This is a genomic window from Bradyrhizobium niftali (genome assembly GCF_004571025.1).
Classification (GTDB): Bacteria; Pseudomonadota; Alphaproteobacteria; order Rhizobiales; family Xanthobacteraceae; genus Bradyrhizobium; species Bradyrhizobium niftali.
The window spans coordinates 124,929-150,350 of sequence record NZ_SPQT01000001.1; the positions used below are offsets into that span (position 1 = coordinate 124,929).

The window sequence follows — 25,422 nt, forward strand, 5'->3', positions numbered from 1 at the left end:
GCTATCAGGGCTTCATTGCGCCTTGTACACTGGTGTAAACGGCATAGAGTGACGACGAGCCACAGATATAAAGTCTGTTTCGCTGCTGCCCGCCGAAGCTCAGGTTGGCGACGGTTTCCGGGATGTGAATTTTGCCAAGCAGTTGGCCGTTGGCCGTATAGCAGCGCACGCCGTCTTCGTTCGGATCGCCCCAGCCCACCGAACACCAGACCCGTCCCTCGGTGTCACAGCGGACGCCGTCGGTAATGCTCGGCTTCGGCATTTCTGCGAAGACTTTGCTGTTCGACACCTTCCCCGCCGCCACATCGAGGTCGAATACGCGGATATGGGATGGGTTGTCTGGTCCGTCCGTGAATCCGGTGTCGCAGATATAGAGCTTCTTTTCGTCGGGTGAGATGGCGAGTCCATTGGGCTCCACGAAGTCGTCGACGACGACCTTGATGTCGCCGGTCTTCGGGTCGACGCGGTAGACGTTCTTTTTCTCCTGCTCGGGGTCCGCCTTGACGCCCTCGTAGAAGCCGCCGATGCCGTAGGCCGGATCGGAGAACCAGATCGCGCCATCGGCGGTGACGACCGCATCGTTCGGCGAGTTCAATCGCTTGCCATTGAATTTGTCGGCAATGATGGTGATCGAGCCGTCGAGTTCGGTGCGCGTCACACGCCGCCCGCTATGCTCGCACGTGATCAGGCGTCCTTCGCGATCGATCGTGTTGCCGTTCGAGTTCATCGAGGGTTGACGGTAGACGCTGGTATGACCGTCATCCTCCGAGAATCGCATGATGCGATTGTTGGGGATGTCGCTGAACAGCAGATATCGTCCAGCTGCAAAATACACGGGACCTTCGGCCCACCGGAAGCCGGTTGCAACACGCTCGACCGCCATGGTGCCGGCGAAGGCCGGGAAGTCGGCAGGCCCGAACGTTGGCGGCCCCTTCTTGGCGGATTCCAGACGGGAGTCTGGGTAGCGGCTGCCGGGAAGTGGTCCCAAGGGCAATGGGGCTGTCGATATCGTCGGAGTGCCGGTCTGGCCCAATGGTGCGACGGAGGCTGCCAGAGTTGCGTTCATGGTAACGCCGGTCGCGGCTACCGCCGCTGCCGCGCCCTTCAAGAGGGTGCGGCGCCCGAGGCAGGGCTCATCAGTACCGGTAGAAATGGTCATTGATTTTGTCATAGTCGCCTCCCGTTTTTTTGTGGAAGGAAACCATTCGCCCGCAATCGGGCGTAATGCGGGCGATCTCCGGCCGGACAACCGGAGATCGCAGCGCAACAATGACCGGGAATTCGATTACACGGGATCCCAGGGGAAGATGTCGGCGGAGCGGTCGAGCTTGTAGAACGAGCCCTTCAGCGCCGGCATGCCATGTTCGGCGATCGATTGCGGCGTCCAGCCTTCGCTCCGGTGCACCGAGCGCAGCGGGCGGTTCTGGCTGAACAGGAACAGCTCGTTCATGCGCGCGCCAAAAATCTGCCCGCTGACGTCCTTGGCGGCATCGGACAGCAGATAGGCGCAGACCGGCGCGATCTTCTCCGGTCCCATCTGCTTGATCTTCTCGACGCGCGCCTTCTCGGCTTCGGTCTCGGTCGGGATGGTGCCGATCATGCGGGTCCAGGCGAACGGCGAGACGCAGTTGGAGCGGACGTTGAAGCGGCCCATGTCGAGCGCGATCGACTTCGACAGGCCGACGATGCCGAGCTTGGCGGCGGCGTAGTTGGCCTGGCCAAAGTTGCCGATCAGGCCCGAGGTCGAGGTGAAGTGCACGAAGGAGCCAGACTCCTGCTCGCGGAAAATCCGCGCCGCGGCGTGGCTGACGTAGAACGAGCCCATCAAATGCACCTTGATGACGGCCTCGAAGGCCTCCACGCTCATCTTGTGGAAGATCATGTCGCGCAAGATGCCGGCATTGTTGACGACGCCATCGAGCCGGCCGAAATGATCGGTCGCGGTCTTCACGATCTTGCTGGCGGGGATCGCTTCCGCCACCGACTCGAAATTGGCAACCGCCGCGCCGCCGCGCTTCTTGATCTCCTCGACCACCTCCTCGGCGGGAGAAGCGCTCGAACCGGCACCGTCGGCGGCGACGCCGGGATCGTTGACGACGACCTTGGCGCCTTCCGCCGCGCACAGCAGCGCGATCTCCCGCCCGATGCCGCGGCCTGCGCCGGTGACGATGATGACCTTGTCTTGCAGTGATTTTGTCATTGGACTCTCCTGTTGCCCCTCGTCATTCCGGGGCGCGCAAAGCGCGAACCCGGAATCTCGAGATTCCGGGTCTGGTGCTTCGCACCATCCCGGAATGACGAAGGTGGTTAGCGTTCGTTCGTAAACACGATCGTGCCTGATGCTGCGAACATGCCGCCGACACCATGGCACACCGAAATCTTCGCGTTCGGCACCTGCGCCGGCGCGATGCCGCGCATCTGGCGTACGCTCTCCTGGTAGGAGAGACCGCCGCCATTGGTGTTGAGCGGCAGCTTAGCCCCGGGCCGCGTGTTGCCGTCGGCGATGAACTTTCCGGTCTCCTCATGCGGCATGAAGCCGAGGTCGCCGAGGCCGAACAGCGGCAGATGCGCGAACGCGTCGTAGATCATGAGATGGTCGACGTCCTTGTGCGCGATGCCGGCTTCCTTGAAGGCAAGGGGGCCGGCGGTCTTGAACGCGCGCGAGGAGTTGAAGGTCTCCATCTGGCTGACCATCGGCGTTTCCACGCTCTCGCCGGTGCCCATGATGTAGACGGGCTTGCGCGGAAAATCCCTGGCGCGGTCGGCCGAGGTCAGGATCAGGGCGCCGCCGCCGTCGGTGACGAGGCAGCACTGCAGAAGCCGGAACGGATAGGCGATCATGCGCGAATTGAGGACATCAGCGACCGTGATCGGGTCCTTCATCATCGCGCGCGGATTCCTCGCCGCCCATTCTCGCTGCACCACGGCGACCGAAGCAAGCTGCTCGTGGGTGATGCCGTAGGTTTTCATGAAGCGCAGCACGGGGATCGGGAACATGCTGGGCGGGCCGTAGACGCCATAGGGCGCCTCGAACTGGCCGTTGAGGCTGTCCGCCGGCGTCGAGCGCGGCAGCTTGCCGATCATCGACTTGCCACTTTCCGCATGCGTGATCAGCACGGTCTTGCACAGGCCGGCCTCGATCGCCGCGGCGGCATGACGAACATGCAGCATGAAGGAGCAGCCGCCGACCGAGGTGCCGTCCACCCAGGTCGGCTTGATGCCGAGATAGTGGCAGACCTGCTGCGGCGTTTCGACCGCGGTGGCAAAGCCGTCGATGTCGGAGAGCTTCAGCCCGGCGTCCGCAATGGCGTTGAGCGCCGCGTCCGCGTGAAGCTGGAGCTGCGAGGCGTTGGGGACGACGCCGAGTTCGGTGGTCTCGGCCGCGCCGACGACTGCAACCTGGTTGCTGCGCATGGCTTACCCCTTCGCCGGACGGAAGACGGGAAGGGTGATCTTGTCGTCGAGCTCCTGGAAGGCGACCTCGAGCTTCATGTCGAGCTCGAGCGCCTCCGGGGTCTGCGGGCAGTCGATGATGTTGCTCATCATCCGCGGTCCCTCGGCAAGCTCGACCACGGCGATCGCATAAGGCGGCGTGAAGCCGGGCGCGGCGGGACGGTGGTTGATCACGTAGCTGTAGAGGAAACCCTTGCCGCTCGCCTTGAAGATGCTGACCTTGCGCGAGGCGCAGGACGGGCAGAACGGGCGCGGCGGGAAGTAGACGTGCGCGCAGGCGTCGCAGCGTTGCAGACGCAGTTCGCCCGCTTTCGTGCCGTCCCAGAAATGCTGGGTTTCCGGCGTCGGTTTTGGTCGCGCGCGCTGCGGTTCGGCCATGTCGGCGGGTCCTCCCGGGCAGCAGGCCTTTGTGCCTGCCTGTTTCGATCTTGATGCGACAATCGACCATGGCGCGTCAACGGTCCAGCAATGCGCATGCATGCCATCATGCGCACAATGCTTGTGTCGAACTGAGGCAGCGCTATAGATTGCGCGCGCAGATATTCCGTGAGACAGACATGCCCGATTTTCCGACACTTGCGAAGCTCGCCGACGACCTCGAAAGCGGCCGCACCACCTCCCGCAGGCTGGTCGAGGCCTGCATCGCCAGGATCGCCGACCCCGCCGGCGAGGGCCAGCGCACGTTCATCCACGTCGACAAGGATGCGGCGCTCGCGACCGCGGACGCGATGGACGGCTTGCGCAAGGTCAAGGCCGCGCCGTCGCGCTATGCCGGTATCCCGATCTCGATCAAGGATCTCTTCGATATCAGGGGACAGACGACGCGCGCCGGCTCGCGTGCGCTCGACGACTCCGATCCGGCGGAGCACGACGCCGCGACGGTCGAGCGGCTGCGCAAGGCTGGCTTCGTCCTGATCGGGCGGACCAACATGACCGAATTCGCCTATTCCGGCATCGGCATCAATCCGCATTACGGCACGCCGAAGGGGGCCTGGAACCGGGCCGAGGGCCACGTGCCCGGCGGCTCGTCCTCGGGCGCGGCGGTGTCCGTGCTCGACGGCATGGCGCACGGCGCGCTCGGCACCGATACCGGCGGCTCCTGCCGGATTCCCGCCGCCTTCAACGGCATCGTCGGCTACAAGCCGACGCAGCGGCGCGTGCCGCTCGACGGCGCGGTGCCGCTGTCGTTCTCGCTCGACAGCATCGGGCCGCTGGCGCGATCGGTCAGTTGCTGTGCCATACTCGATGCCGTGCTCGCCAACGAGCCGATCGTCGCGCTGAAGCCGCGGCCGATCCAGGGCATGCGGCTGGCGGTGCCCACCACCATCGCGCTCGACGATCTCGATGCGGCAGTGGCCGAGACCTTCGAGCGCGCGCTCAAGAGCCTCGCCGACCATGGCGCAAGCATCGAGCGCATCGAGATGGCGGAATTCCACGACATCGGACCGATGAACGCCAAGGGTGGTTTTGCCGCGTCCGAGAGCTACGCCTGGCACCGCTATCTCATCACGGCCAAGGGCGACGTTTACGATCCCCGGGTCTACGTGCGCATCATGCGCGGCGAGGCACAGAGTGCGGCCGACTACATCGATCTCCTCAACGAGCGCCGCTCGCTGATCGCCCGCGTCAATGCTCGCATCGCGCCCTATGACGCCTTGGTGCTGCCGACCACCGCCAACACGCCGCCGAAGATCGCCGATCTCGCCGACGACAAGGCATTCACCACCCAGAACCTGCGCGCGCTGCGCAATTGCACCCTGATCAACATGATCGACGGCTGCGCCATCTCTCTCCCTGCGCATCGCGAGGGCGACGTTCCCGTCGGCCTGATGCTGGCGGGTGCGGGCGGATCGGACCGCCGTATCTTCGAGCTTGCTGCCGGCATGGAGGCCGTAATTCGTGTTTGACCTGACTTTCACCGTCGATGCCCAGGACACCACCACGCCGCTGACGCTGGCGATCGACCAGATGGTCATCGCCGGCTGGACCGGCCGCGATCCCGTCGCGCGCGACAAGCACATCGCCGAGCTGCAAGAGATGGGCATCGCCCCGCCGGCCTCGACCCCGATCTACTATCGCGCCTCGGCACGGCGGCTGACCCTGGAAGACCGCATCGAGTGCTGCGGCGGCGATTCCAGCGGCGAGGTCGAGTTCGTGCTGATCGGCTGGCAGGGCCGCGTCTTCGTCGGCTGCGGCTCCGACCACACCGACCGCAAGGTCGAGGCCTACAACGTCACGGTGTCCAAGCAGATGTGCGACAAGCCGATCGCCTCGACGCTGTGGGAGCTCGAGGACGTCATCGGCCACTGGGACAGGATGATCCTGCGCTCCTACGCCTGGATCAAGGGCGAGCGCGTGCTCTACCAGGAGGGCACGCTGGACGCGATGCTGCCGGTCACCGACCTGATCGCGCGCGGTTTCGATGGCAAGACATTTCCCGACGGCTGCGCCATGTTCGGCGGCACCTTCGCCGCCAAGGGCGGCATCCGCCCGGCCGACCGGTTCGAGTTCGAGCTGGAGGACCCGGTGCTGAAGCGGACGATCAGGCACGGGTATGACGTGGTGACGTTGCCGGTGCTGGGCTAGCTCTCTCCACCGTCATTGCGAGCGAAGCAATCCAGAGTCTCTCCGCGGGAACCAGTCTGGATTGCTTCGTCGCAAGGGCTCCTCGCAATGACGGGGACCGGTCGTCGGAAATCGGGTGGTTGTCGCGGCCGCGATCTGCGACACCAACCTCCGTCATTCCGGGGCGCGACGAAGTCGCGAGCCCGGAATCCATTCATCCGCGGTTTGTGCGGCCCGATGGATTCCGGGCTCGCGCCCAAGAGGGCGCGCCCCGGAATGACGGAAGTGGATAGGATGGCCCCGATGCCAATCGCGAAACGTGTTCCCGCCAGCCTCGATGAGACGACTGACATTGCTGCCCACGTCGATGCCCTCGACTGGCCTCAAATCACCTCCGAGCTCGACTCCCAGGGCTGCGCCGTCCTGAACGGCCTGTTGACGCCGGACGAATGCCGCGCCGTCGCCGCGCTCTATCCCGACGACGCAAACTTCCGCAGCCGCATCGTCATGGGCCGCCACGGTTTTGGCCGCGGCGAGTACAAATATTTCTCCTACCCGCTGCCCGACCTGATCGCGCAGCTGCGCCCGGTGCTCTACGCGCATCTGCAAGGCGTCGCCAATCGCTGGAATGAGGCGATGGGGATCGACATCCACTACCCTGCCGCGCATGCGGCGTTCCTGAAGCGCTGCCACGAGGCGGGACAGGCGCGCCCGACGCCGCTGCTGCTGCAATACGAGACCGGTGACTACAACTGCCTGCACCAGGACCTCTATGGCGAGCACGTGTTCCCGATCCAGGTCGCGATCCTCTTGTCCGAGCCCGGACGTGACTTCACCGGCGGCGAGTTCGTGCTGACCGAGCAGCGCCCGCGCATGCAGTCCCGCGCCGAGGTGGTGCCGCTGGCGCAGGGCGACGCGGTCGCCTTTGCTGTGCATCACCGCCCGGTGCAGGGGACGCGCGGCACGTATCGCGTTAACCTCCGCCACGGCGTTAGCCGCATCCGATCCGGCCAACGCCATACGCTGGGTGTGATCTTTCATGATGCCAAATGAGCGCAGGAATTGACGGCGGATTTGTTTGATAGCGTCGCGGACGCGCAGCCCTGGCGTGAAGAGATCGCCGATGGTGCCGTGCTGCTGCGCGCATTCGTCAGGCCGATCGAGAGCGAGTTGATTGCCGCGGTGCGTGCGATCGTTGCACAGTCGCCGTTCCGGCGGATGACCACGCCCGGCGGTCATCTGATGTCGGTGGCGATGACCAATTGCGGCGCGCGGGGCTGGATCACCGATCACACCGGCTATCGCTACGATCCGATCGATCCGCGAACCGGCGCGCCATGGCCCGCGATGCCGCCGGTGCTCCGCGACCTGGCCCTGCGCGCGGCGGAGCAGGGCGGGTTCACCGGCTTTGCGCCCGATGCCTGCCTCGTCAATCGCTACACACCCGGCACGCGGCTGTCGCTGCATCAGGACAAGGACGAGCTGGACTATGCGGCGCCGATCGTCTCGGTCTCGCTGGGGCTGCCCGCGAACTTCCTGTTTGGCGGCATGGCGCGCAGCGACAAGCCGCGCCGCTTCCGGCTCGTCCATGGTGACGTCGTGGTCTGGGGCGGCCCTAACCGGCTCGCCTATCACGGCGTCGCGCCGCTCGCCGACGGCGAGCATCCGCTGCTCGGACGGCAGCGCATCAATCTGACGTTTCGCCGGACGCAGTGATCCATCGCCTCTTCCTGAGGAGCGCGCCCTTGCGCGCGTCTCGAAGGATGAAGGCCGAGCTGCGAGATTCGGGCCTTTCATGGTTCGAGACGGCGCTTCGCGCCTCCTCACCATGAGGCTCACTAAGGCTTCGGCGGGTGGATGAACGCCCACGGGCTGATTTCGGAGTCCCGCGTCACCTCGACCGAGATCAGATACGGCCCGCCATGGGCGAGCGCCTTCTCCATCGCCGCCTTGAACTGATCCGGCGCGGTGACGCGCGCGGCCGCGACGCCGAAGGACTCCGCGAGCTTGACGAAATCCGGATTGACGAGGTCGGACGCGACCACGCGGCCGTCGAAGCGTTCGCGCTGGTCGCGGCGGACATTGCCATAGGCGTTGTTGTTGAACACCAGCGTCACCACGCCGATGTTGAACTGCACGGCGGTGGCAAGCTCCTGCACGCCGAACATGAAGCCGCCGTCGCCGGTGATCGCCACCACCGGCTTGTCGGGATTGGCGACCTTGGCGCCGAGCGCGGTCGGGAAGCCCGAGCCGAGCGTGCCCTGATAACCTGACGTGATGAAGGTGCGCGGTTCGTAGATCGGAAAGCCGTACCAGGAGGCGAAGCCGACCTGCGACAATTCATCGGTTACGATCGCGTTCGCCGGCAGCACCTCGCGCAGGATGTTCAGATACGCCATCTGCGGCTGGATGCGCTGGATTTCGGCTTGCGCGGTCGCGGTGGCGTCGCGGATCGCGGCGCGGCGGCCGGCGGTCTTGCTGTAACCGGCCCTGCTGACGGCGGCGGCGAGATCGGCGGTCGCGGCCTTGGCATCGGCGACGATGGCGGTGTCCGAGATGAAGCGCCGCATCTCGACCGGATCGATGTCGATGCGGATGCTCTTCAACCCGTCGGGGCGATAGGGCCAGCGCGACATGGTCGGCAATTCCAGCCGCGAGCCGATGCCGATCATGAGATCGGTGTTCGGCCACAGCTTGTAGGCGGCGGCCATGGTCAGGCCGAGTTCATGCGCATTCGAGACGATGCCGCGCCCGCTGCGGAAGGCAACCACGGGCGCATCGATCATCTCGGCAAGCTCGAGGATCTCGACGCCCGCCTCGATCGCGCCGCTCCCGACGAAGATCATCGGCGCCTTGCTGGTCTTGATCAACGCGGCCGCCTGCCTGATCAGATCGGGATCAGGCAGCGGCGCGGGCAGCGGCTCCAGCACCTGGGCGGCCGCGATGTCGGCGCGCTGGGTGAAGATATCCCAGGGCATCTCGACCGAGACAGGGCCGCGCCGCCCGGAGGTCATCTCCTGGAAGGCGCGCGCCACGGTGGTCGGCGCGTTGCCCGGCGTTTCGATCCGGTCCGCCCATTTCACATAAGTGCGCAGGGTCGCGAGCTGGTCCGGCATCTCGTGCAGATGGCCGCGGCCTTTGCCCAAAAACTGCGTTGGCACCTGGCCGGTGACGCAGAGCACCGGCTCGTTGCAGCCGTAGGCGGTGAGCAGCGCCGCGCTGGCGTTGAGCACGCCGGGGCCGGGCACCACGCTGAACACGCCGGGTCTGCCGCTGGCGCGCGCATAGCCGAACGCCATGTAGCCGCAGGCCTGCTCGTGCCGCGCGCCGATCACCTTGAGCTGCGCCTGATGGAAGGCGTCGAACAGGCCGTAGATTTGCGCGCCGGGCAGGCCGAACACGGTGTCGACGCCATGGGCGACAAGGCCGCTTACGATCGCTTCGCCGCCGGTGAGGGTGGTCATTGCATCATTCCATTCGTTTCGTTGTCAGGCTTCGTCGACGACGCCGTTACGCAAGCGGCCGATGCCTTCGGCTTCGACCTCGACGACATCGCCCGGCTTCAGATAGCGCGGCGGATCGAATCGCGCGCCGGCGCCGGTCGGCGTGCCCGTGACGATGACGTCGCCGGGAACGAGCGTTGCGAAGGTCGAGATGTAGCTGATGAGGTAGCGGAACGGAAACATCAGCCGGCTGGTACGGTCGTCCTGCCTGAGCTCGCCGTTGACGTGCGTGGAGAGCCTGATGTCGGCGATCTGGGATTCCTGCGTGTAGGGCACCAGCCACGGGCCGAGGCTGCCGCTGGAATCGAAATTCTTGCCCTGCGTGACGTTGAACTTGGCGTGGCGCAGCCAGTCGCGTACCGAGCCTTCGTTGCAGAGCGTGAGAGCGGCGATGTGGTCGAGCGCGGTGCTTTCCGGAATGTGCCGGCCGGCCTTGCCGATGACCAGCACGATCTCGCCTTCATAATCGAGCTGCGCGGAGGCACGCGGGCGCACCAGCGGCGTATCATGGCCCACGAACGAGCGGGGCGAGCGCATGAACATGCTCGGATATTTCGGCGGGTCCTGGCCGTCCTTGTACTCGGCGTTGCGGTCGGGATAGTTGACGCCGATGCAGATGATCTTTTCCGGCGCCGGCACCGGCGGCAGGAAGGTGATGTCACCGATCGCATGATCCGGCGTGCGGCCCGCAGCTTCCTCGGCGAGGTTCACGAGCTTGCCGGCTGCGATCACCTCGCGCAGCGTCGGATAATCCTTGGCGTGGCGCGCGGAGAGATCGACGACGCCGCCGTCCACGACGGCGCCGTAGCGGGTTTCACCTTTGACGGAGTAGGTGGCGAGGCGAGGGAGCTTCATAGGCAACTCTTCATTCCCTGTCGTCCCGGCGAAGGCCGGGACCCATACCGCGTGATTTATCAATAGCGCGCGATGACAATCCCGAACGACCAGTCTTCGCCAAACCATTCCCTGTGGTTATGGGTCCCGGCTTTCGCCGGGACGACCGGGAGAGAGAGATTTCGAAACTCGCTAACATCAATCCGCCACCAGCACGTCGGCAACGAATTTCGGCTCGCGCACGGTCTGGCCCGTGAAGGGCGAGCCCTGCTCGAACCAGGAGCGCGGGGCCGGTGCGCCCCAAAGCGTCTGGCGGCGCGGATCGCGCAGCGACCAGCGCAGCGGCTCGTGGTCGTGATCCCCGGTGAAATAGTCGCTGGTGTAGAGCTCGAGGCGGTGTCCATCAGGGTCGCGGACATAGAGGAAGAACGCATTCGAGATGCCATGGCGTCCGGGGCCGCGTTCGATGTTCTTCACGAAACCTTGGGAGGCCATCACGTCGCAGAGATGGATGATGTTCACCGCCGTCGGCGTCCAGTAGGCGAAGTGGTGCAGGCGAGGGCCCTTGCCATTGGTGATGGCGAAGTCGTGGACGTTGCCCTTGCGATGCATCCAGGCGGCAGCAATGCGCCCGTTCGGCCCATCCTCCTCGGCGTATTCGGTGAGGCGGAAGCCGAGCCGCGCGTAGAAATCGACGGTGTCCTGCACCTCGGCGGCGAAGACGTTGAAATGATCGAGCCGCTGCGGGTGGCAGCCCCGGTAGAGGTCGTAGCGGCGAAGCAGATGCGGCCGGCGGTCCATCGACGCATAGAGCTCGATCTGGAAGCCGAAGGGATCGGTGAATTGCAGCGTGCGGCCCTGGAAGGGCTGATCGACGAAGGCGTAGGCGAGGCCGTTCTCGGAGAGGAACGCGGCGGCCTTGTCGAGGTCCTTGTCGTTGCCGACCTTGAAGCCAAGCCGGGCGCAGGCGGGCGCAGCCGCCTTCCGCAGCACCAGCGAGTGATGCTGGTGCTCCTCGGCGGCGCGCAAATACACGACCTTGTCGTCGGCATCCTCGACATGCAGGCCGACGGTGGTCTCGTAGAACGCGCGGCTGAGCTTCAGATCGGTCACGTCGAGCACGACGTGGCTCGAACGGATGATGTTGAAGGGCGGCTCGAAGACGTGTTGCGGTACCGGCATTGGCGTTTCCCCTCTCGGCTCGTCATCCCGGGATGGCCCGAAGGGCCAGGCCCGGGATCCATACTCCGGACTGGTGGTTATGGATTCCGGGCTCGCGACTTTGTCGCGCCCCGGAATGACACTGTCCCTAAATTCCCAGTTTCTGAATCTTGTGCGTGCCCCGCGCCAGCGAGACGTGCTTGGTTTCCATGTAGAAGTCGAAAGAGTAGTCGCCGCCGTCGCGGCCGATGCCTGAGGCCTTCATGCCGCCGAACGGCGTCGGCAGATGGCGAACGTTCTCCGAGTTCAGCCAGATCATGCCGGCTTCCAGCGCGTCGGCGACGCGCAGCGCCCGACCGACGTCGTTGGTCCAGACATAGCCGGTCAGGCCATAGCGGATGTCGTTGGCGATCTCGACAGCGTCTTTCTCGTCGCGGAAAGGCAGGACGGTGAGGAACGGCCCAAACACTTCTTCCTGCGCGACTCGCATCTTGCCGTTCGCACCGGTCACGAGCGTCGGTTCGACATAATGTCCGCCGCCGGGTCCGTCATAGGCCTTGCCGCCGACCGCGATCGTCGCACCGTCCTTCCGCGCGACGTCGAAATAGGAGCATACCTTGGCGAGATGCCGCTCGTGGATCAGCGGCCCGATTTCAGTCGCGGGATCGAGGGGATGGCCGACCTTCAGCGCCTTCACGCGCGCGGTCAGCTTCTCGACGAATTTCTCCGCGATGCTCGCCTGGATCAGCAGGCGGCTCGACGACGTGCAGCGCTCGCCATTGAGCGAGTAGATCATGAACACGACGGCATCGAGCGCGCGGTCGAGATCGGCATCGTCGAACACGATCACCGGGTTCTTGCCGCCGAGCTCGAAATGCACGCGCTTCAAGGTCGGCGCGCCCTGAATCATGATGGCCGAGCCTGTCGTGCTCTCGCCGACGAAGCCGATCGCCTTGATCGCGGGATGCTCGGTCAGCGCCTTGCCGGCCTCTTCGCCGAAGCCGTGCACGGTGTTGAGCACGCCGTCGGGAACGCCGGCTTCCTTGACGAGCTTCGCCAAGATAGCCGCCGTCACCGGCGACCATTCGGCCGGCTTGTGCACGACGGTGCAGCCGGCGGCCAGCGCCGGTGCGATCTTCCAGGTCGAGAGCATGAACGGCGTGTTCCACGGCGTGATCACCCCGACCGGGCCGATCGGCACGCGCGTCGAGATATTCCAGTGCTCGTCGCTCGGCGTGTTGAGGCCGTCGCGCGCCTCCGCGCATTTGTCGGCGAAGAAACGAAAATTCTCGGCGGCGCGGACCGCGGCCTTCGCCATGAAGCGATAGGCCTGCCCGGTGTCGATGCATTCCAGCACGGCGATGTCGTCGGCATTGTCCTCGATGGCATCAGCCACGCGATGCAGCAGCTTCTTCCGCATCGCGGGCCCCATGTCGCGCCACGACTTGAAGGCCAGCGCAGCAGCGGTCGCCGCGCGATCGATATCCTCGGCATTGCCGCGCGCAACGCTCGCGAGCACAGCGCCATCGACCGGCGACTTGGTCTCGAAGGTCTCGCCTGAAATCGAGGGGACGATCTTGCCGTCGATCATGTGGCCGATCCCCTCCGCGCGCAGCGTCTTCAAGAGCGGCGCGACGCGGTCGCGGTTGGCCTGGAACACATCGGCCTTCGGGGTGGGCTTATCCATGGGCGGCCTCCACTTTCAGGGCGTCGTGGATGTTGTTGCGCTTCCAGCTGGTGTCCTTGTCGTTGATCTGCATGTCGAACGAGAGGGCGAACTTGCTGGCGGCGAAGACGGGATCGAGATGTTTGGAGAGCGCCTGGAAGACGTGCTCGCCGGCGTTCTGGCGGGTCTTGAGGTCACGGCCCTCGCCGATGCGCAGCACCATGTCGAGAAAGCCGTAATCCTGCCTGTTATCCGCAATCGCATAATGCTCGCATCTGACAGCGCGGACGCGGATGCCGCCGAGCGGGAAGATCCCGGTCTCCACCGCTGCCTTGCGCACCACTTCGCAGACCGCGGCGATGTCGAGGCGGCGATCGAGATTGGCCGAATATTCGATCGTGAAATGCGGCATGGCGGTTTCACTCCCTGTCTTTTTTTGTTCGCCTAGGCGAAGTAGCAGCTCACCGAGCCGTAGGCGCCATAATCGGCCTGAATTGTGTCGCCCTTGCGGGTCTCGATCGGACGGATGAAGGAGCCGGCCAGCACGACCTGGCCGGGCTCCAGCGCAAGGCCGAGCGGCGCGATCTTGTTGGCAAGCCAGGCAACGGCGGTGGCGGGATGATTGAGCACGCCGGCCGCAAGGCCGGTCTCTTCCAGCTGGCCGTTCCTGAAACAGAGCGCGCCGATCCAGCGCAAATCTGCGTCCAACGGGCGGATTGGCCGGCCGCCGAGCACGATGCCGGCATTCGCCGCATTGTCCGCGATGGTGTCGAAGATTTTTCGCGTAGCCTTGGTCTTGGGATCGACGCGCTCGATCCGCGTATCCAGGATCTCCAGCGCCGGCACCACGAAGTCGGTGGCGTTGAGCACGTCGAACATCGTGCAATCGGGCCCAGCGAGGCGCTTGCTCATGACGAAGGCGAGCTCGGCCTCGACGCGCGTCGCGATGAAGCGCTCGGTCGGAATGATCCCGCCGTCGGCGAAGAACATGTCGTCGAGCAGCACGCCGGAATCCGGCTCGTCGATGTTGAGCGCGCTCTGCATCGCTTTCGAGGTGAGGCCGATCTTGTGGCCCTTGACGAGGCGCCCCTCGGCGATCTTGACGTCGACCCAGGCCTTCTGAATCGCGTAGGCGTCAGAGATGGTGATGTCAGGGAAATCCTGCGAGAGCTGCCGGATCTGCGTGCGGGTCTTCTCCGCCTGGTGCAGACGCCTTGCGCAAGCTTGGATATCGTCGTTGGAAAGCGCCATCTGGGATCTTACAAATCGTGGTGCCGGGAGATACTTAACATGTTAAGTGAATGCGTCAAACAGAATCTGACCTTGCTGCACTGCAAACATTTTGCGGTTTGAAAGGGCGACATGACGAAGAGACCGGCTGATCCCGCCAACGCAAGCGCGCCTGCCGCACGGCAGGTTCCGATGCGCGACTTCTCGCGCTCGCTGCCGATGTCGCTGCTCAGGGCGCGCGAGGCGGTGATGCGGCAGTTTCGTCCCTCGCTGCGCGAGCACGGCCTGACCGAGCAGCAATGGCGCATCCTGCGTGCGCTGGCGGCCATCGAGGCCGCCGAGGTCACGGAACTCGCGCGCACGGCGTTCCTGCTCGGCCCGAGCCTGTCGCGCATCCTGCGCGATCTCGAGGCGCGCAATCTGATCGAGCGCAAGACCGCGAAGGCGGACCAGCGTCGCAGCATGGTCTCGATTTCGAAGGAGGGCGTGAAGCTGATGGCCTCCGTCGCGCCGACGTCGGAGGCGATCTACGCGGAGATCACCAGCCGCTTCGGCGCCCGCAAGCTCGCCGAATTGCAGGAGATGCTCGGCGAGCTCGAACAGAGTCTTGCGGGGCTCGGCGCCGGCAACGAGGCAAGTGCCGAGGAGTGAGGGCCAGGACCCGATCGTGCCGTACTTCGCGACCTGGTCGTCGCCGAGGGCAAGGTGCTGGTGGCTAGTCGTGGCGGCAGAAGCTGCCGAAGGGCGCGCTGACCGGAACCGGGGCCACCTCGGGGGGGCGCCGCTTCGCCAACGGCATGCTGGCGTTCCATGTTGATCCCAAGGTGGTCGATACCTCCCATGTGTTCGATGCAGAGGTCTCGCGCCATGCGACTTCATCCGCGCCACCAGGCCGGTGGCCGGGGTCGATCAGGTGCTGATTCCCGGCGATCCCGAGTGAAAAACCAGGGCCGAGCGCACCCAGAACGGCATCCCCTTGCCGGATGACACCTGGGCGGCGATAGTGAATACCGCCCGCGAGGTCGGCGTCAGCGAAATCAGCATCCAGAGGGCGACCGCATAGGTCTTGCGTCATTGCAAGCGTAGCGCGGCGCTCCGGTTCGCGCTAACAGCGACGTCGCGCAGTCGCGGCGCTCGTCATGGTGACGACGGTCCAAACAACAAAGAAGGAAGGCAACGTGGCGAACAAGGTCAAGGAAATCTGGAAGTCGGGCAAGGCCGTGGTCAACGCGTGGCTCGCGATTCCCTCCGGCTTCTCGGCCGAGATGATCGCGCAATGCGGCTTCGACAGCGTCACGGTCGACATGCAGCATGGCGTGCAGGACTATCTGTCGATGGTGCAGTGCTTCCAGGCGATGGACAAGCATCCCGTGACTCCGATGGTCCGCGTGCCATGGAACGAGCCCGGCATCATCGGCAAGGTGCTCGACGGCGGCGCCTATGGCGTGATCTGCCCGATGGTCAACACGCCCCAGGAAGCCAGGAACCTCGTTTCCTATTCGAAATATCCGCCGCAGGGCGTGCGCTCCAACGGCCCGATCCGCGCCGGCATGTACGGCACCGCGGGCTCCTACCAGAAGACCGCGAACGCCGACACCATTCTGCTGCCGATGATGGAGACCAAAACCGCGGTCGAGAACATGGAAGCGATCCTCGACGTCGAGGGCATCGACGGCGTCTATATCGGCCCGTCCGATCTCGGCTTCTCCTATGGCCTCGAGCCCAAGCTCGATCGCACCGAGCCTGAGATCCTCGCGATCTACGACAAGATCATCAAGGAGTGCGGCAAGCGCGGCCTCAACCCGGGCATCCATTGCAGCGGCGCCGAAGGCGCGGCGCGCGCCATCAACATGGGCTTCAAGCTGGTGACGCTGTCGAACGAGGTCGGTATGATGACGACCTACGCCAAGATGCAAGTCAACGCGACCCGCAAGGATTCCGGCGGCAAGGCGTAAGCTTCCGTGTCCGGACGCGGTGCGGCACGCAGTGCCGCTCCGCAGAGCCGGGACCCGGTTGCCAGCCCTACACATCACGTGACACTGGGCCCCGGATCAGCAGCGCACCGCTTTCGCGCTGCGCAGCGTCCGGGGCACGATACCTAGAAGACCCAAGGAGACCTGCCATGACCATCAGCCCTGTCATCCGCCTGCATCCCGATGATGGCGTGCTGATCGCGCGCGCGAGCCTGCCGCCGGGAACATCGGTGGCCGACGGCGTGACCACGGTCGAGCGCATTCCCTCCGGCCACAAGGTCGCGATCAAGCCGATCGCCGTGGGCGAGCCGATCAAGCGCTACGGCCAGATCATCGGCTTTGCCACGGTGCCGATCGCGCCGGGCCAGCACGTGCACACGCAGAACTGCGGCATGGGCGATTTCGCCAAGGACTATGCCTATTGCGCCGACGTCAAGCCGACGCCGAATTTCGACCTGCCGGCGACCTTCGAGGGCATCCGCCGCCCGGACGGCCGCGTCGCCACGCGCAACTATATCGGCATCCTCACCTCGGTGAATTGCAGCGCGCATGTCGCAAGTCTCGTCGCCGACGTCTTCAAGAAGAATCCCTTCAACGGCGACAATCCGCTGGCCGATTTTCCCAATGTCGACGGCGTGGTCGCGCTGACGCACAAGACCGGCTGCGGCATGACGCAGAACGAGCCGCTGGCGCTGCTTCGCCGCACGCTCGGCGGCTACGCGCGCCATGTCAATTTCTCCCACGTCATCGTGCTCGGCCTCGGCTGCGAGGTGAACCAGATCGGCGGCCTGATGGAGGAGCAGAAGCTCGCCGGCCGCCTGCGCGCGATGGACATCCAGGAGGTCGGCGGCACCCGCAAGACCGTGGAAGCGGGCATTGCCTTCGTGCGCGAGGCGCTGGCCGACGCCAACAAGGTGAAGCGCGAAACGGTGCCGGCAAGCGAGCTTACCGTTGCCCTGCAATGCGGCGGCTCCGACGGCTATTCCGGCGTGTCCGCCAACCCGGCGCTGGGCGCCGCCAGCGATCTCATCGTGCGCCACGGCGGCACCGTGATCCTGTCGGAGACGCCGGAGACCTACGGCGCTGAGCACCTGCTCACCCGCCGCGCCGTCAGCCGCGAGGTCGGCGAGAAGCTGGTCGACCTCATGCGCTGGTGGGACGCGTACACCGAGCGCGAAGGCGCCGAGATGAACGCCAATCCGAGCCCCGGCAACAAGGCGGGCGGTCTCACCACCATCCTGGAAAAGTCGCTCGGCGCGATGGCCAAGGCCGGCACCACCAACCTCGTCGAGGTGCTGCGCTACGCCGAGCCCATCACCAAGAAGGGCTTCGTGTTCATGGACACGCCCGGCTACGATCCCGTGGCCGCGACCGGGCAGGTCGCCGGCGGCGCCAATCTGGTCTGCTTCACCACCGGCCGTGGCAGCGTGTTCGGCTGCAAGCCGGCGCCCTCGATCAAGCTCGCCACCAACACGCCCATGTACAAGCGCATGGAAGAGGACATGGACGTCAACTGCGGCACCATCCTCGAGGGCGAGGAGAGCGTCGAGCAATGCGGCCAGCGCATCTTCGAACTCATCCTCAAGACGGCCTCGGGACAGCCGACCAAGAGCGAGAGTTTTGACTTCGGCGGCGCCGAGTTCGCACCCTGGGTGCTGGGCGCGACGATGTGATGGCGCGGGGCGCGCGTCGCCGCGCCTCCGAGCGCGTCCATGGCGAGGTCGAGACGCTCAAGCGCGAGGTCACCCAGTTCCTGCAACGGCTGACGTCCGCGGCGTAGCGTCATCCTACAAGAGGTCGTCATGCCCGGGCTTGTCCCGGGTATCCACGTTCTTGGGATGGCAAGAGAAGGTCGTGGATGGCCGGGACAAGCCCGGCCATGACGCTGTGGGGGCTGTAGAGCGCCAACTCTCAAGTCTTGTGCGATTGCCCCCGGACGACCGGGATACTTCCTAGGCACGGCCTGCCCGTTGTTAGTGCTTGATCGCACTGACGTCAGGTGTTCTGCTCAAAAAAGCTGCTGGAGCACCGTACCCCGTGTCGATCTACGTCGCGTTACACCACGTCACGCACTACAAATACGACCGCCCGATCGATCTTGGCCCGCAGACCATCCGTCTGCGGCCGGCGCCGCACACGCGCACGCCGATCCTGAGCTATTCGCTCAAGGTCACGCCAGCCAACCATTTCGTGAACTGGCAGCAGGACCCGCAGGGCAACTGGCTGGCGCGCTACGTTTTTCCGGAGAAGACGACCGAGCTGAAATTCGAGGTCGATTTCACGGCGCAGATGACCGTGGTCAACCCGTTCGACTTCTTCGTCGAGCCCTATGCCGACAGCTTCCCGTTCGAGTATCCCAAGGACCTGAAGACGGAGCTGGCGCCCTATCTCGAGACCATCAAGGCGGATCGCCTGTTCGCGAAATTTCTCGACACGATCCCGCACGAAGCCCCGAACACCGTCAACTTCCTGGTCGATCTCAATCGCGAGCTTCAGAAGCACGTCCGCTACATCATCCGCATGGAGCCGGGCGTGCAGACGCCGGAGGAGACGCTCTCCTCTGGCGCCGGCTCGTGCCGCGACTCCGCCTGGCTCCTGATCCAGACGCTGCGTCATCTCGGGCTCGCCGCCCGCTTCGTCTCCGGCTACCTGATCCAGATCCGTCCCGACATCGATCCGATCGAGGGACCGCCCGAGGTCGAGAACGACTTTACCGACCTGCACGCCTGGGCCGAGGTCTACCTGCCGGGCGCGGGCTGGATCGGGTTCGACGCCACCTCCGGCATGCTGGCGGGCGAAGGGCATATCCCGGTGGCCGCGACGCCGCATTATCGCTCGGCCGCGCCGATCTCCGGCGGTGCCGGCTTTGCCGAGGTCGAGTTCGCCTTCGACATGAGCGTCAAGCGCATCCGCGAGGCGCCGCGCATCACCAAGCCGTTCTCCGACGAATCCTGGGCGCGACTCGACGATCTCGGCGAGCAGGTCGATGGCGATCTCGCGAGCGCGGACGTGCGGCTCACCATGGGCGGCGAGCCGACCTTCGTCTCGGTCGACGATCTCGAGGCGGGGGAGTGGAACACGGAGGCCGTCGGCCCGACCAAGCGCGCGCTCGGCGACGATCTGATCCGCCGGTTGCGCGCGCGCTTCGCGCCGGGCGGCCTTCTGCATTACGGCCAGGGCAAATGGTATCCCGGCGAGAGCCTGCCGCGCTGGGCCTTCGGCCTCTATTGGCGCAAGGACGGCGTGCCGATCTGGAAGAATGTTGACCTGATCGCCAAGATCGAGAATCCGCGGCCAGCCGGGACAAAGGACGCCGGGGCCTTTATGGAGGGCGCGGCGCTGCGGCTCGGGCTCGATCCCGGCTACATCATGCCGGCCTATGAAGACACCGCACTCTGGCTTCAGAAGGAAGCCGAGCTTCCCGTCAATGTCGATCCGACCGACTCCAAATTGTCCGATCCGGAGGCACGTGCGCGCATCGCGCGGGTGTTCGAGCAGGGCCTCAACACGCCGCGCGGATTCGTGCTGCCGGTGCAGCGCTGGAACGCGCCGCCGCGCTGGCGCAGCGAGCGCTGGACGCTGCGGCGCAACCATCTGTTCCTGACGCCGGGCGATTCCCCGCTCGGCCTGCGCCTGCCGATCGGCTCGCTCGGCTACGTTCCCCCGAACCAATATCCCTACATCATCGAGCGCGACCCGATGGAGGCGCGGGGCAAGCTGCCGGTGTTCACGCTCGCCGCGCGCCCGGAAGCGCCGCCACGGGTCGCGCCCGAGCATCTCAACACGTCGGTTCCGGTGCGCACCGCGATGTCGGTCGAAGTCCGCGACGGCGTGCTCTGCGCCTTCATGCCGCCGGTCGAGCGCATCGAGGATTATCTCGAACTGGTCGCAGCGCTCGAAGCGACTGCCGAGGAGATGCAGCTCCAGGTCCATGTCGAAGGCTATCCGCCGCCGTTCGACCCGCGCATCGAGGTCATCAAGGTGACGCCAGATCCCGGCGTCATCGAGATCAACATCCAGCCGGCCAAGAGCTGGCGCGATGCGGTCGACATCACCTCCGGCCTCTATGAGGACGCGGCGAAGGTGCGCCTTGGCGCCAACCGCTTCCTGGTCGACGGCCGCCACACCGGCACCGGCGGCGGCAACCATGTTGTGGTCGGCGGCTCCTCACCACAGGACTCGCCGTTCCTGCGCCGACCCGATCTGCTCAAGAGTCTGGTCTTGTACTGGCAGCGGCATCCGTCGCTGTCCTACTTCTTCTCCGGCCTCTTCATCGGCCCGACCAGCCAGGCGCCGCGCATCGACGAAGCGCGGCACGACAGCATCTACGAGCTCGAGATCGCGCTCTCGCACGTGCCGCCGCCGGGCTACCAGACGCCGTTGTGGCTGGTGGACCGGCTGTTCCGGCATCTGCTCGTCGACATCACCGGCAACACCCACCGCGCCGAGATCTGCATCGACAAGCTCTATTCGCCCGATGGTCCGACGGGGCGGCTCGGCCTCGTCGAATTCCGCGCGCTCGAAATGCCGCCGGATCCGCGCATGTCGCTGGCGCAGCAGCTGCTGATCCGCGCGCTGATCGCAAGGTTCTGGCGCGAGCCGCAACAAGGCAAGTTCGTGCGCTGGGGCACCGCGCTGCATGACCGCTACATGCTGCCGCATTTCATCTGGGAAGATTTTCTGGACGTGCTCTCCGAGCTGAAGCAGTTCGGCTATCCGTTCGAGCCGGAATGGTATCTGGCCCAGCTTGAATTCCGCTTCCCCGCCTTCGGCCGCGTCCATCATGGCGGCGTGACGCTGGAGCTGCGTCAGGCGCTGGAGCCCTGGCACGTGCTGGGCGAGGAGGGCTCGGCCGGCGGCACCGTGCGCTATGTCGACTCATCGGTCGAACGCCTCCAGGTCAAGGCGGAGGGTTTTGTCGAGGGCCGCCACATCATCACCTGCAACGGCCGCCGCCTGCCGATGACCTCGACCGGCCGTTCCTCGGAGGCCGTGGCCGGTGTCCGTTTCAAGGCCTGGCAGCCGGCCTCCGGCCTGCACCCGACCATTCCGGTTCACGCGCCCCTGACCTTCGACCTGATCGACACCTGGAACGGCCGCTCGCTCGGCGGCTGCGTCTATCACGTCGCCCATCCCGGCGGGCGCAGCTACGACACCAAGCCGGTCAACACCTACGAGGCCGAGGCGCGGCGGCTGGCCCGCTTCCAGGACCACGGCCATACGCCGGGGCCGATGCAGCCGCCGCCCGAGGAACGCACAAATGAGTTTCCGCTGACCCTCGACTTGCGAACCCCGCTCCTGCAATGAGTATGAGGGTGGGGCAGGGAGAGGCGCATGGGCGAGGGCGCAGCCGAAGGGGACGACCAGGCGGGTAAGGCGCAAAGCCAGCGCCGGCTCGCGCAATGGGTCCGCGACTATAGCCGCCTGCCCGGCATTCCCGACGAGTTCCTGGGGCCCGATGGCGCCCCGCGCGCGGTCTGGAGCCGCTTCTTCGACGCCTTCGGCGCGCTCGCGCCCGACGAGATCGAGCGGCGGTTCGGCATGGCCGACCGCCATCTCCGCGAGGCCGGCGTCACCTACCGCGCCCCCGGCGACAGTGCCGACCGGCCGTGGTCGCTCAGCCATCTGCCGCTGCTGATCGACGAGGCCGACTGGAAGCAGCTTTGCGCCGGCATCACCCAGCGCGCCGAGCTGCTCGAGCTCGTGCTGCGCGACATCTATGGCGAGGGCCGGCTGGTCGCGGAAGGCGCGCTGCCGGCGGCCGCGATCGCCGGCAGTCCGGAATATCTCCGCCCCGTCTGCGGCGTGCCGCCGCCGGGCGGACGCTACCTCTCGCTCTATGCCGCCGATGTCGGCCGCGGGCCCGACGGCCGCTGGTGGGTGCTCGGTGACCGCACGCAGGCCCCATCGGGCGCGGGCTACGCGCTGGAAAACCGCCTTGTGCTCTCCCGCGCCTTCTCCGATCTCTACAAGTCGATGAACGTGCCGCGTGTCGCGCCGTTCTTCGAGGCGTTTCGCGACAGCCTGCGCGCGCGCGCCGATCGCGACGAGCCGCGGATCGGCGTGCTCACCCCCGGCAGCTTCAGCGAGACCTATTTCGAGCACGCGACGCTGGCGCGCTATCTCGGCTTCCTCCTGGTCGAGGGCGACGATCTCGCCGTCAGCGACAACCGCGTCCACATCCGTACCGTCGCAGGCCTCAAGCGGCTCGACGTGCTGCTCCGCCGCGTCGATTCCAACTCGCTCGATCCGCTCGAGCTCGATGCGTCGTCGCGGCTGGGAGTGCCCGGCCTGATCGACGTGCTGCGCAAAGACGGCGTCGTCGTCGCCAACATGCCGGGCTCCGGTGTGCTGGAGGCGCGGGCGCTGCTCGGCTTCATGCCGGCGCTGAGCCGCCGCCTGCTCGGCGAGGAGCTGAAGATGCCGCACATCGCGACCTGGTGGTGCGGCCAGCGCATCGCGCGCGACGAGGTGCTGTCGCGGCTCGACGAGGTCGCGATCGAGGGCGCCTACCGGCGCGGCGTTCCCGGTTTCGACAGCAACGGTCCGGTGCTCGCGAGCGAGCTCGACGCCGGCGGGCGCCAGCGCCTGATCGACGCCATCGGCGCGCGCGGCATGGACTATGTCGGCCAGGAAGTGGTGCGGCTCTCGACCATGCCGGTGTGGGAGCAGGGCCAGATCACGCCGCGCCCGTTCGTGCTGCGCGTGTTCGCCGCCGCCACGCCCGACGGCTGGGCCATCATGCCCGGCGGCTTCTGCCGCATCGCCGAACAGGCCGATGCGCGCGCGGTGTCGATGGGCGACGGCGCCCGCGCCGCCGACGTCTGGGTCGTCTCGGGCAAGCAGGTCTCGACCGCGACGCTGCTGCCCGCGACCGACAAGGTGCGGATCCGCCGCATCGCCGGCGTGCTGCCGAGCCGCGCCGCCGACAATCTGTTCTGGCTCGGCCGCTATCTCGAACGCGCCGAGGCGACCTTGCGGCTGGTGCGCGCGCTGGGCTCGCCGAGCGGGCCCAACAAGGGCACCGCGGCCTCGCTGCAATCGGCCGAACGCATCCAGCGCCTGCTGGTGGCCTGGGGCGCGATCTCGCAGACCTCGCGCGCGGCCCCCGGGCGGATCGCCGCCGAGGCGTTGCAGAGCGCGGAGCGTTTCGGCTCGGCCTTGTCGCTGGTGCGCGCGGCGCTGCGCACCGCGACCTCCCTGCGCGAGCGACTGTCGCCCGATGCCTGGCAGGTTATCACCGAGATGGCCGAGCGCCTCGCCTACGAGGTCGAGGACGACGACAGCGTGCTGAGCGCGGCCGAGCTGACCTTGCAGGAGCTGGCGAGCTTTGCCGGCCTTGCGCAGGAGAACATGAACCGCGCCGCCGGCTGGCGCTTCCTCGACATCGGCCGCCGCACCGAGCGCGCCATCAACACTGCGCGCTTTGCACGTCAATTTGCATATGACGAGGCCGGCGACGAGGATCTCGACATTCTGCTGACGCTGGTGGATTCCCAGATCACCTATCGCTCGCGCTATCTGCTGGCGCCGATCCTGGCGCCGGTGCGCGACCTCGCGGTGCTCGACAGCTACAATCCGCGTTCGGTGGCGTTCCAGGTGGCGACGCTGAACGAGCACATCGCGGCGCTGCCGAGCCTGAAGGAGCACGGCCTGATCGAGCAGCCGCAGCGCCTCGCAGTCGCAGTGCAGGCGATGCTGGCGACGGCCGAGGCCGAGAAGCTCGAGGTCAAGACGCTGTTCTCGCTGGAGCAGGATCTGCTCAGCCTCGCCGAGGCGATCGGGCTGCACTACTTCCCGCATGGCCCGAACGCCAGCCGGCCGGAAAAGCTGACGGGGCTGGCGTGATCTACGACATCCGTCACGTCACCACTTACGAGTACGAGAGTCCGGTCAGCTTCGCTCGCTGCACGCTGCGGCTGGAGCCGAGGAGCGGCGGCGGCCAGAAGCTGATCTCGCACCATGTCGAGATTCGTCCGCGCCCCTCCGAGCGCAACGTGCGGCGCGATTTCTTCGGCACGCTGACCGAGAGCGTCGTGATCGAGGCCGCGCATCGCAACTTGCGCATCGACTCGCGTTCGCGCGTTTCGGTGTCGCGCCAGCCGCCGGCGCGCGATGCTGGGAGCCCGGCCTGGGAGAGCATTCGCGACATCGCGTTCGAGGCGACCAGCCTCGGGCCGTCCTCGCCGGTCGGCTACGTCTTTGCGAGTCCGCTGGTGCCGGTGCTGCGTCCGGTCAGCGCCTATGCGGCTTTGAGCTTTGCGCCCGGCGCGGGCATCCTCGCAGGCGCGGTCGATCTCATGCACCGCATCCGCACCGAGTTTCGCTACGATCCCAAGGCGACGGTGATTTCGACGCCGCTCAACGAGGTCTTCGACAAGCGGCACGGCGTCTGCCAGGACTTTGCCCATGTGATGATCGCAGGACTGCGCGGGCTCGGTCTTCCGGCGGCCTATGTCAGCGGCTATCTGCGCACCATTCCGCCGCCGGGCCAGCCGCGGCTGCAAGGCGCCGACGCAACCCACGCCTGGGTATCGCTGTGGTGCGGGGCGGAGCTCGGCTGGGTCGATTTCGATCCGACCAACGATCTTCTGGTCGCCAATGACCATATCGTGCTCGCGGTCGCACGCGACTTCTCCGACGTCTCGCCGGTCGATGGTATCATCGTCGGTTCGCCGAAGCAGAAGCTCGGCGTCGCCGTCGACGTGTTGCTGGTGGAGTGACCGCGGGCCTCCGCCGTCCCGGCATCGTCCAGGACGATGCAGGCGCATGCGCCAGCCGGCGGTCCATTCCGGTGCCCTCTAGCCGACGTCCGATAAAGCGAATTTTGATGTGTGTCCGGCGGCCGCAGTCCTGCATGGCCCGCCCTGGATGCATCGCGCCGCGACAGCAGCCGCGATGTCGCAGCGCGCAACTGCAGCATATTTGCGTATTTTTGGTCCGGGATTTGGTCACCCGGCCCAAGATGGGCTATGCTGGCCCTTGCGTCGAGGACAGGAATGAGACGTCGGGAGTTGACGTGGGACACCACCGACAA

The 25,422-nt window shown here is 66.1% G+C and carries 20 protein-coding genes and 1 pseudogene; 11 read left to right on the forward strand and 10 right to left on the reverse strand.

From position 1 onward, the window contains the following. Nucleotides 1-4: 4 nt before the first annotated feature. From E4K65_RS00555 to E4K65_RS00570, 4 genes are all read right to left on the reverse strand, one after another. Nucleotides 5-1,171, reverse strand: a complete 1,167-nt coding sequence (locus E4K65_RS00555; RefSeq protein WP_135172442.1) for an SMP-30/gluconolactonase/LRE family protein — start codon at nucleotides 1,169-1,171, stop codon at nucleotides 5-7. Between the two features lie 114 nt (nucleotides 1,172-1,285). Continuing rightward, nucleotides 1,286-2,200: an SDR family oxidoreductase gene (locus E4K65_RS00560; RefSeq protein WP_011085741.1), complete on the reverse strand. Its 915-nt coding sequence runs from the start codon at nucleotides 2,198-2,200 to the stop codon at nucleotides 1,286-1,288. Between the two features lie 107 nt (nucleotides 2,201-2,307). Then, nucleotides 2,308-3,414 (reverse strand): thiolase C-terminal domain-containing protein, encoded by a 1,107-nt coding sequence (locus tag E4K65_RS00565; protein ID WP_135172443.1) that lies wholly within the window; start codon nucleotides 3,412-3,414, stop codon nucleotides 2,308-2,310. A gap of 3 nt (nucleotides 3,415-3,417) precedes the next feature. Further along, on the reverse strand, nucleotides 3,418-3,831 hold the full coding sequence (locus tag E4K65_RS00570) for a Zn-ribbon domain-containing OB-fold protein (protein WP_028172362.1): 414 nt from the start codon (nucleotides 3,829-3,831) through the stop codon (nucleotides 3,418-3,420). A 179-nt stretch (nucleotides 3,832-4,010) separates the two neighbouring features. On the opposite strand from E4K65_RS00570, the gene E4K65_RS00575 reads away from it, so the two are divergent. The 4 genes from E4K65_RS00575 to alkB all read left to right on the forward strand — a co-directional run bounded on the left by E4K65_RS00575 (nucleotide 4,011) and on the right by alkB (nucleotide 7,734). Beyond that, nucleotides 4,011-5,360, forward strand: coding sequence for an amidase (locus tag E4K65_RS00575; protein ID WP_135172444.1), 1,350 nt, complete (start codon nucleotides 4,011-4,013; stop codon nucleotides 5,358-5,360). Continuing rightward, on the forward strand, nucleotides 5,353-6,039 hold the full coding sequence (locus E4K65_RS00580) for a DUF2848 domain-containing protein (RefSeq protein WP_135172445.1): 687 nt from the start codon (nucleotides 5,353-5,355) through the stop codon (nucleotides 6,037-6,039). Before E4K65_RS00575 ends, E4K65_RS00580 begins: the two co-directional genes overlap by 8 nt. 282 nt (nucleotides 6,040-6,321) lie before the next feature. Continuing rightward, on the forward strand, nucleotides 6,322-7,071 hold the full coding sequence (locus E4K65_RS00585) for a 2OG-Fe(II) oxygenase (RefSeq protein WP_135172446.1): 750 nt from the start codon (nucleotides 6,322-6,324) through the stop codon (nucleotides 7,069-7,071). Nucleotides 7,072-7,080: 9 nt separating this feature from the next. After that, complete coding sequence (alkB, locus tag E4K65_RS00590) at nucleotides 7,081-7,734, forward strand: DNA oxidative demethylase AlkB (RefSeq protein ID WP_135172447.1); 654 nt, start codon at nucleotides 7,081-7,083, stop codon at nucleotides 7,732-7,734. Nucleotides 7,735-7,856: 122 nt separating this feature from the next. Here the strand turns inward: alkB and E4K65_RS00595 are convergent, their stop codons facing one another. From E4K65_RS00595 to hpaH, 6 genes are all read right to left on the reverse strand, one after another. Further along, on the reverse strand, nucleotides 7,857-9,482 hold the full coding sequence (locus tag E4K65_RS00595; protein ID WP_135172448.1) for a thiamine pyrophosphate-dependent enzyme: 1,626 nt from the start codon (nucleotides 9,480-9,482) through the stop codon (nucleotides 7,857-7,859). Between the two features lie 24 nt (nucleotides 9,483-9,506). Further along, complete coding sequence (locus tag E4K65_RS00600; protein ID WP_135172449.1) at nucleotides 9,507-10,376, reverse strand: fumarylacetoacetate hydrolase family protein; 870 nt, start codon at nucleotides 10,374-10,376, stop codon at nucleotides 9,507-9,509. Nucleotides 10,377-10,553: 177 nt separating this feature from the next. Then, nucleotides 10,554-11,537, reverse strand: coding sequence for a 3,4-dihydroxyphenylacetate 2,3-dioxygenase (hpaD, locus tag E4K65_RS00605; RefSeq protein WP_135172450.1), 984 nt, complete (start codon nucleotides 11,535-11,537; stop codon nucleotides 10,554-10,556). 127 nt (nucleotides 11,538-11,664) lie between these two features. Further along, on the reverse strand, nucleotides 11,665-13,203 hold the full coding sequence (hpaE, locus tag E4K65_RS00610) for a 5-carboxymethyl-2-hydroxymuconate semialdehyde dehydrogenase (protein WP_135172451.1): 1,539 nt from the start codon (nucleotides 13,201-13,203) through the stop codon (nucleotides 11,665-11,667). Beyond that, on the reverse strand, nucleotides 13,196-13,594 hold the full coding sequence (locus tag E4K65_RS00615; RefSeq protein ID WP_135172452.1) for a 5-carboxymethyl-2-hydroxymuconate Delta-isomerase: 399 nt from the start codon (nucleotides 13,592-13,594) through the stop codon (nucleotides 13,196-13,198). Before E4K65_RS00615 ends, hpaE begins: the two co-directional genes overlap by 8 nt. A 32-nt stretch (nucleotides 13,595-13,626) precedes the next feature. After that, nucleotides 13,627-14,433, reverse strand: a complete 807-nt coding sequence (gene hpaH, locus E4K65_RS00620; protein WP_135172453.1) for a 2-oxo-hept-4-ene-1,7-dioate hydratase — start codon at nucleotides 14,431-14,433, stop codon at nucleotides 13,627-13,629. Between the two features lie 111 nt (nucleotides 14,434-14,544). Here hpaH and hpaR point away from each other — a divergent pair, with 111 nt between their 5' ends. The 7 genes and pseudogenes from hpaR (at nucleotide 14,545) to E4K65_RS00655 (ending at nucleotide 25,108) form a co-directional block, all read left to right on the forward strand. Further along, the gene (gene hpaR / locus E4K65_RS00625; RefSeq protein ID WP_027544067.1) at nucleotides 14,545-15,063 is read left to right on the forward strand and encodes a homoprotocatechuate degradation operon regulator HpaR; all 519 of its coding nucleotides are present in this window, start codon (nucleotides 14,545-14,547) and stop codon (nucleotides 15,061-15,063) included. Beyond that, nucleotides 15,029-15,475: pseudogene (locus tag E4K65_RS48415) on the forward strand (Ldh family oxidoreductase); the annotation flags it as partial. The gene hpaR and the pseudogene E4K65_RS48415, both read left to right, overlap by 35 nt. A gap of 115 nt (nucleotides 15,476-15,590) precedes the next feature. Then, the gene (locus E4K65_RS00635; protein ID WP_027544069.1) at nucleotides 15,591-16,367 is read left to right on the forward strand and encodes an HpcH/HpaI aldolase family protein; all 777 of its coding nucleotides are present in this window, start codon (nucleotides 15,591-15,593) and stop codon (nucleotides 16,365-16,367) included. A 167-nt stretch (nucleotides 16,368-16,534) separates the two neighbouring features. Then, nucleotides 16,535-18,058: a UxaA family hydrolase gene (locus tag E4K65_RS00640; RefSeq protein ID WP_135172454.1), complete on the forward strand. Its 1,524-nt coding sequence runs from the start codon at nucleotides 16,535-16,537 to the stop codon at nucleotides 18,056-18,058. Nucleotides 18,059-18,422: 364 nt separating this feature from the next. Then, a complete protein-coding gene (locus tag E4K65_RS00645; RefSeq protein WP_135172455.1) occupies nucleotides 18,423-21,692 on the forward strand; it encodes a transglutaminase family protein in 3,270 nt (1,089 codons plus the stop codon). A gap of 27 nt (nucleotides 21,693-21,719) precedes the next feature. After that, nucleotides 21,720-24,233, forward strand: coding sequence for a circularly permuted type 2 ATP-grasp protein (locus E4K65_RS00650; RefSeq protein WP_135172456.1), 2,514 nt, complete (start codon nucleotides 21,720-21,722; stop codon nucleotides 24,231-24,233). Beyond that, nucleotides 24,230-25,108, forward strand: coding sequence for a transglutaminase family protein (locus E4K65_RS00655; protein WP_135172457.1), 879 nt, complete (start codon nucleotides 24,230-24,232; stop codon nucleotides 25,106-25,108). The genes E4K65_RS00650 and E4K65_RS00655 overlap by 4 nt, the downstream gene beginning before the upstream one ends. The last annotated feature ends 314 nt before the right edge of the window (nucleotides 25,109-25,422 follow it).

What these genes read in the sequence shown, in the direction of transcription:
- E4K65_RS00570 (WP_028172362.1), bottom strand. Translation starts at nt 3,831, where the DNA reads ATGGCCGAACCGCAGCGCGCGCGACCAAAACCGACGCCGGAAACCCAG.
- E4K65_RS00600 (WP_135172449.1), bottom strand. Translation starts at nt 10,376, where the DNA reads ATGAAGCTCCCTCGCCTCGCCACCTACTCCGTCAAAGGTGAAACCCGC.
- hpaR (WP_027544067.1), top strand. Translation starts at nt 14,545, where the DNA reads ATGACGAAGAGACCGGCTGATCCCGCCAACGCAAGCGCGCCTGCCGCA.
- E4K65_RS00560 (WP_011085741.1), bottom strand. Translation starts at nt 2,200, where the DNA reads ATGACAAAATCACTGCAAGACAAGGTCATCATCGTCACCGGCGCAGGC.
- E4K65_RS00575 (WP_135172444.1), top strand. Translation starts at nt 4,011, where the DNA reads ATGCCCGATTTTCCGACACTTGCGAAGCTCGCCGACGACCTCGAAAGC.
- hpaD (WP_135172450.1), bottom strand. Translation starts at nt 11,537, where the DNA reads ATGCCGGTACCGCAACACGTCTTCGAGCCGCCCTTCAACATCATCCGT.
- E4K65_RS00595 (WP_135172448.1), bottom strand. Translation starts at nt 9,482, where the DNA reads ATGACCACCCTCACCGGCGGCGAAGCGATCGTAAGCGGCCTTGTCGCC.
- E4K65_RS00565 (WP_135172443.1), bottom strand. Translation starts at nt 3,414, where the DNA reads ATGCGCAGCAACCAGGTTGCAGTCGTCGGCGCGGCCGAGACCACCGAA.
- hpaH (WP_135172453.1), bottom strand. Translation starts at nt 14,433, where the DNA reads ATGGCGCTTTCCAACGACGATATCCAAGCTTGCGCAAGGCGTCTGCAC.
- E4K65_RS00615 (WP_135172452.1), bottom strand. Translation starts at nt 13,594, where the DNA reads ATGCCGCATTTCACGATCGAATATTCGGCCAATCTCGATCGCCGCCTC.
- hpaE (WP_135172451.1), bottom strand. Translation starts at nt 13,203, where the DNA reads ATGGATAAGCCCACCCCGAAGGCCGATGTGTTCCAGGCCAACCGCGAC.
- E4K65_RS00640 (WP_135172454.1), top strand. Translation starts at nt 16,535, where the DNA reads ATGACCATCAGCCCTGTCATCCGCCTGCATCCCGATGATGGCGTGCTG.
- E4K65_RS00585 (WP_135172446.1), top strand. Translation starts at nt 6,322, where the DNA reads ATGCCAATCGCGAAACGTGTTCCCGCCAGCCTCGATGAGACGACTGAC.
- E4K65_RS00650 (WP_135172456.1), top strand. Translation starts at nt 21,720, where the DNA reads ATGGGCGAGGGCGCAGCCGAAGGGGACGACCAGGCGGGTAAGGCGCAA.
- E4K65_RS00555 (WP_135172442.1), bottom strand. Translation starts at nt 1,171, where the DNA reads ATGACAAAATCAATGACCATTTCTACCGGTACTGATGAGCCCTGCCTC.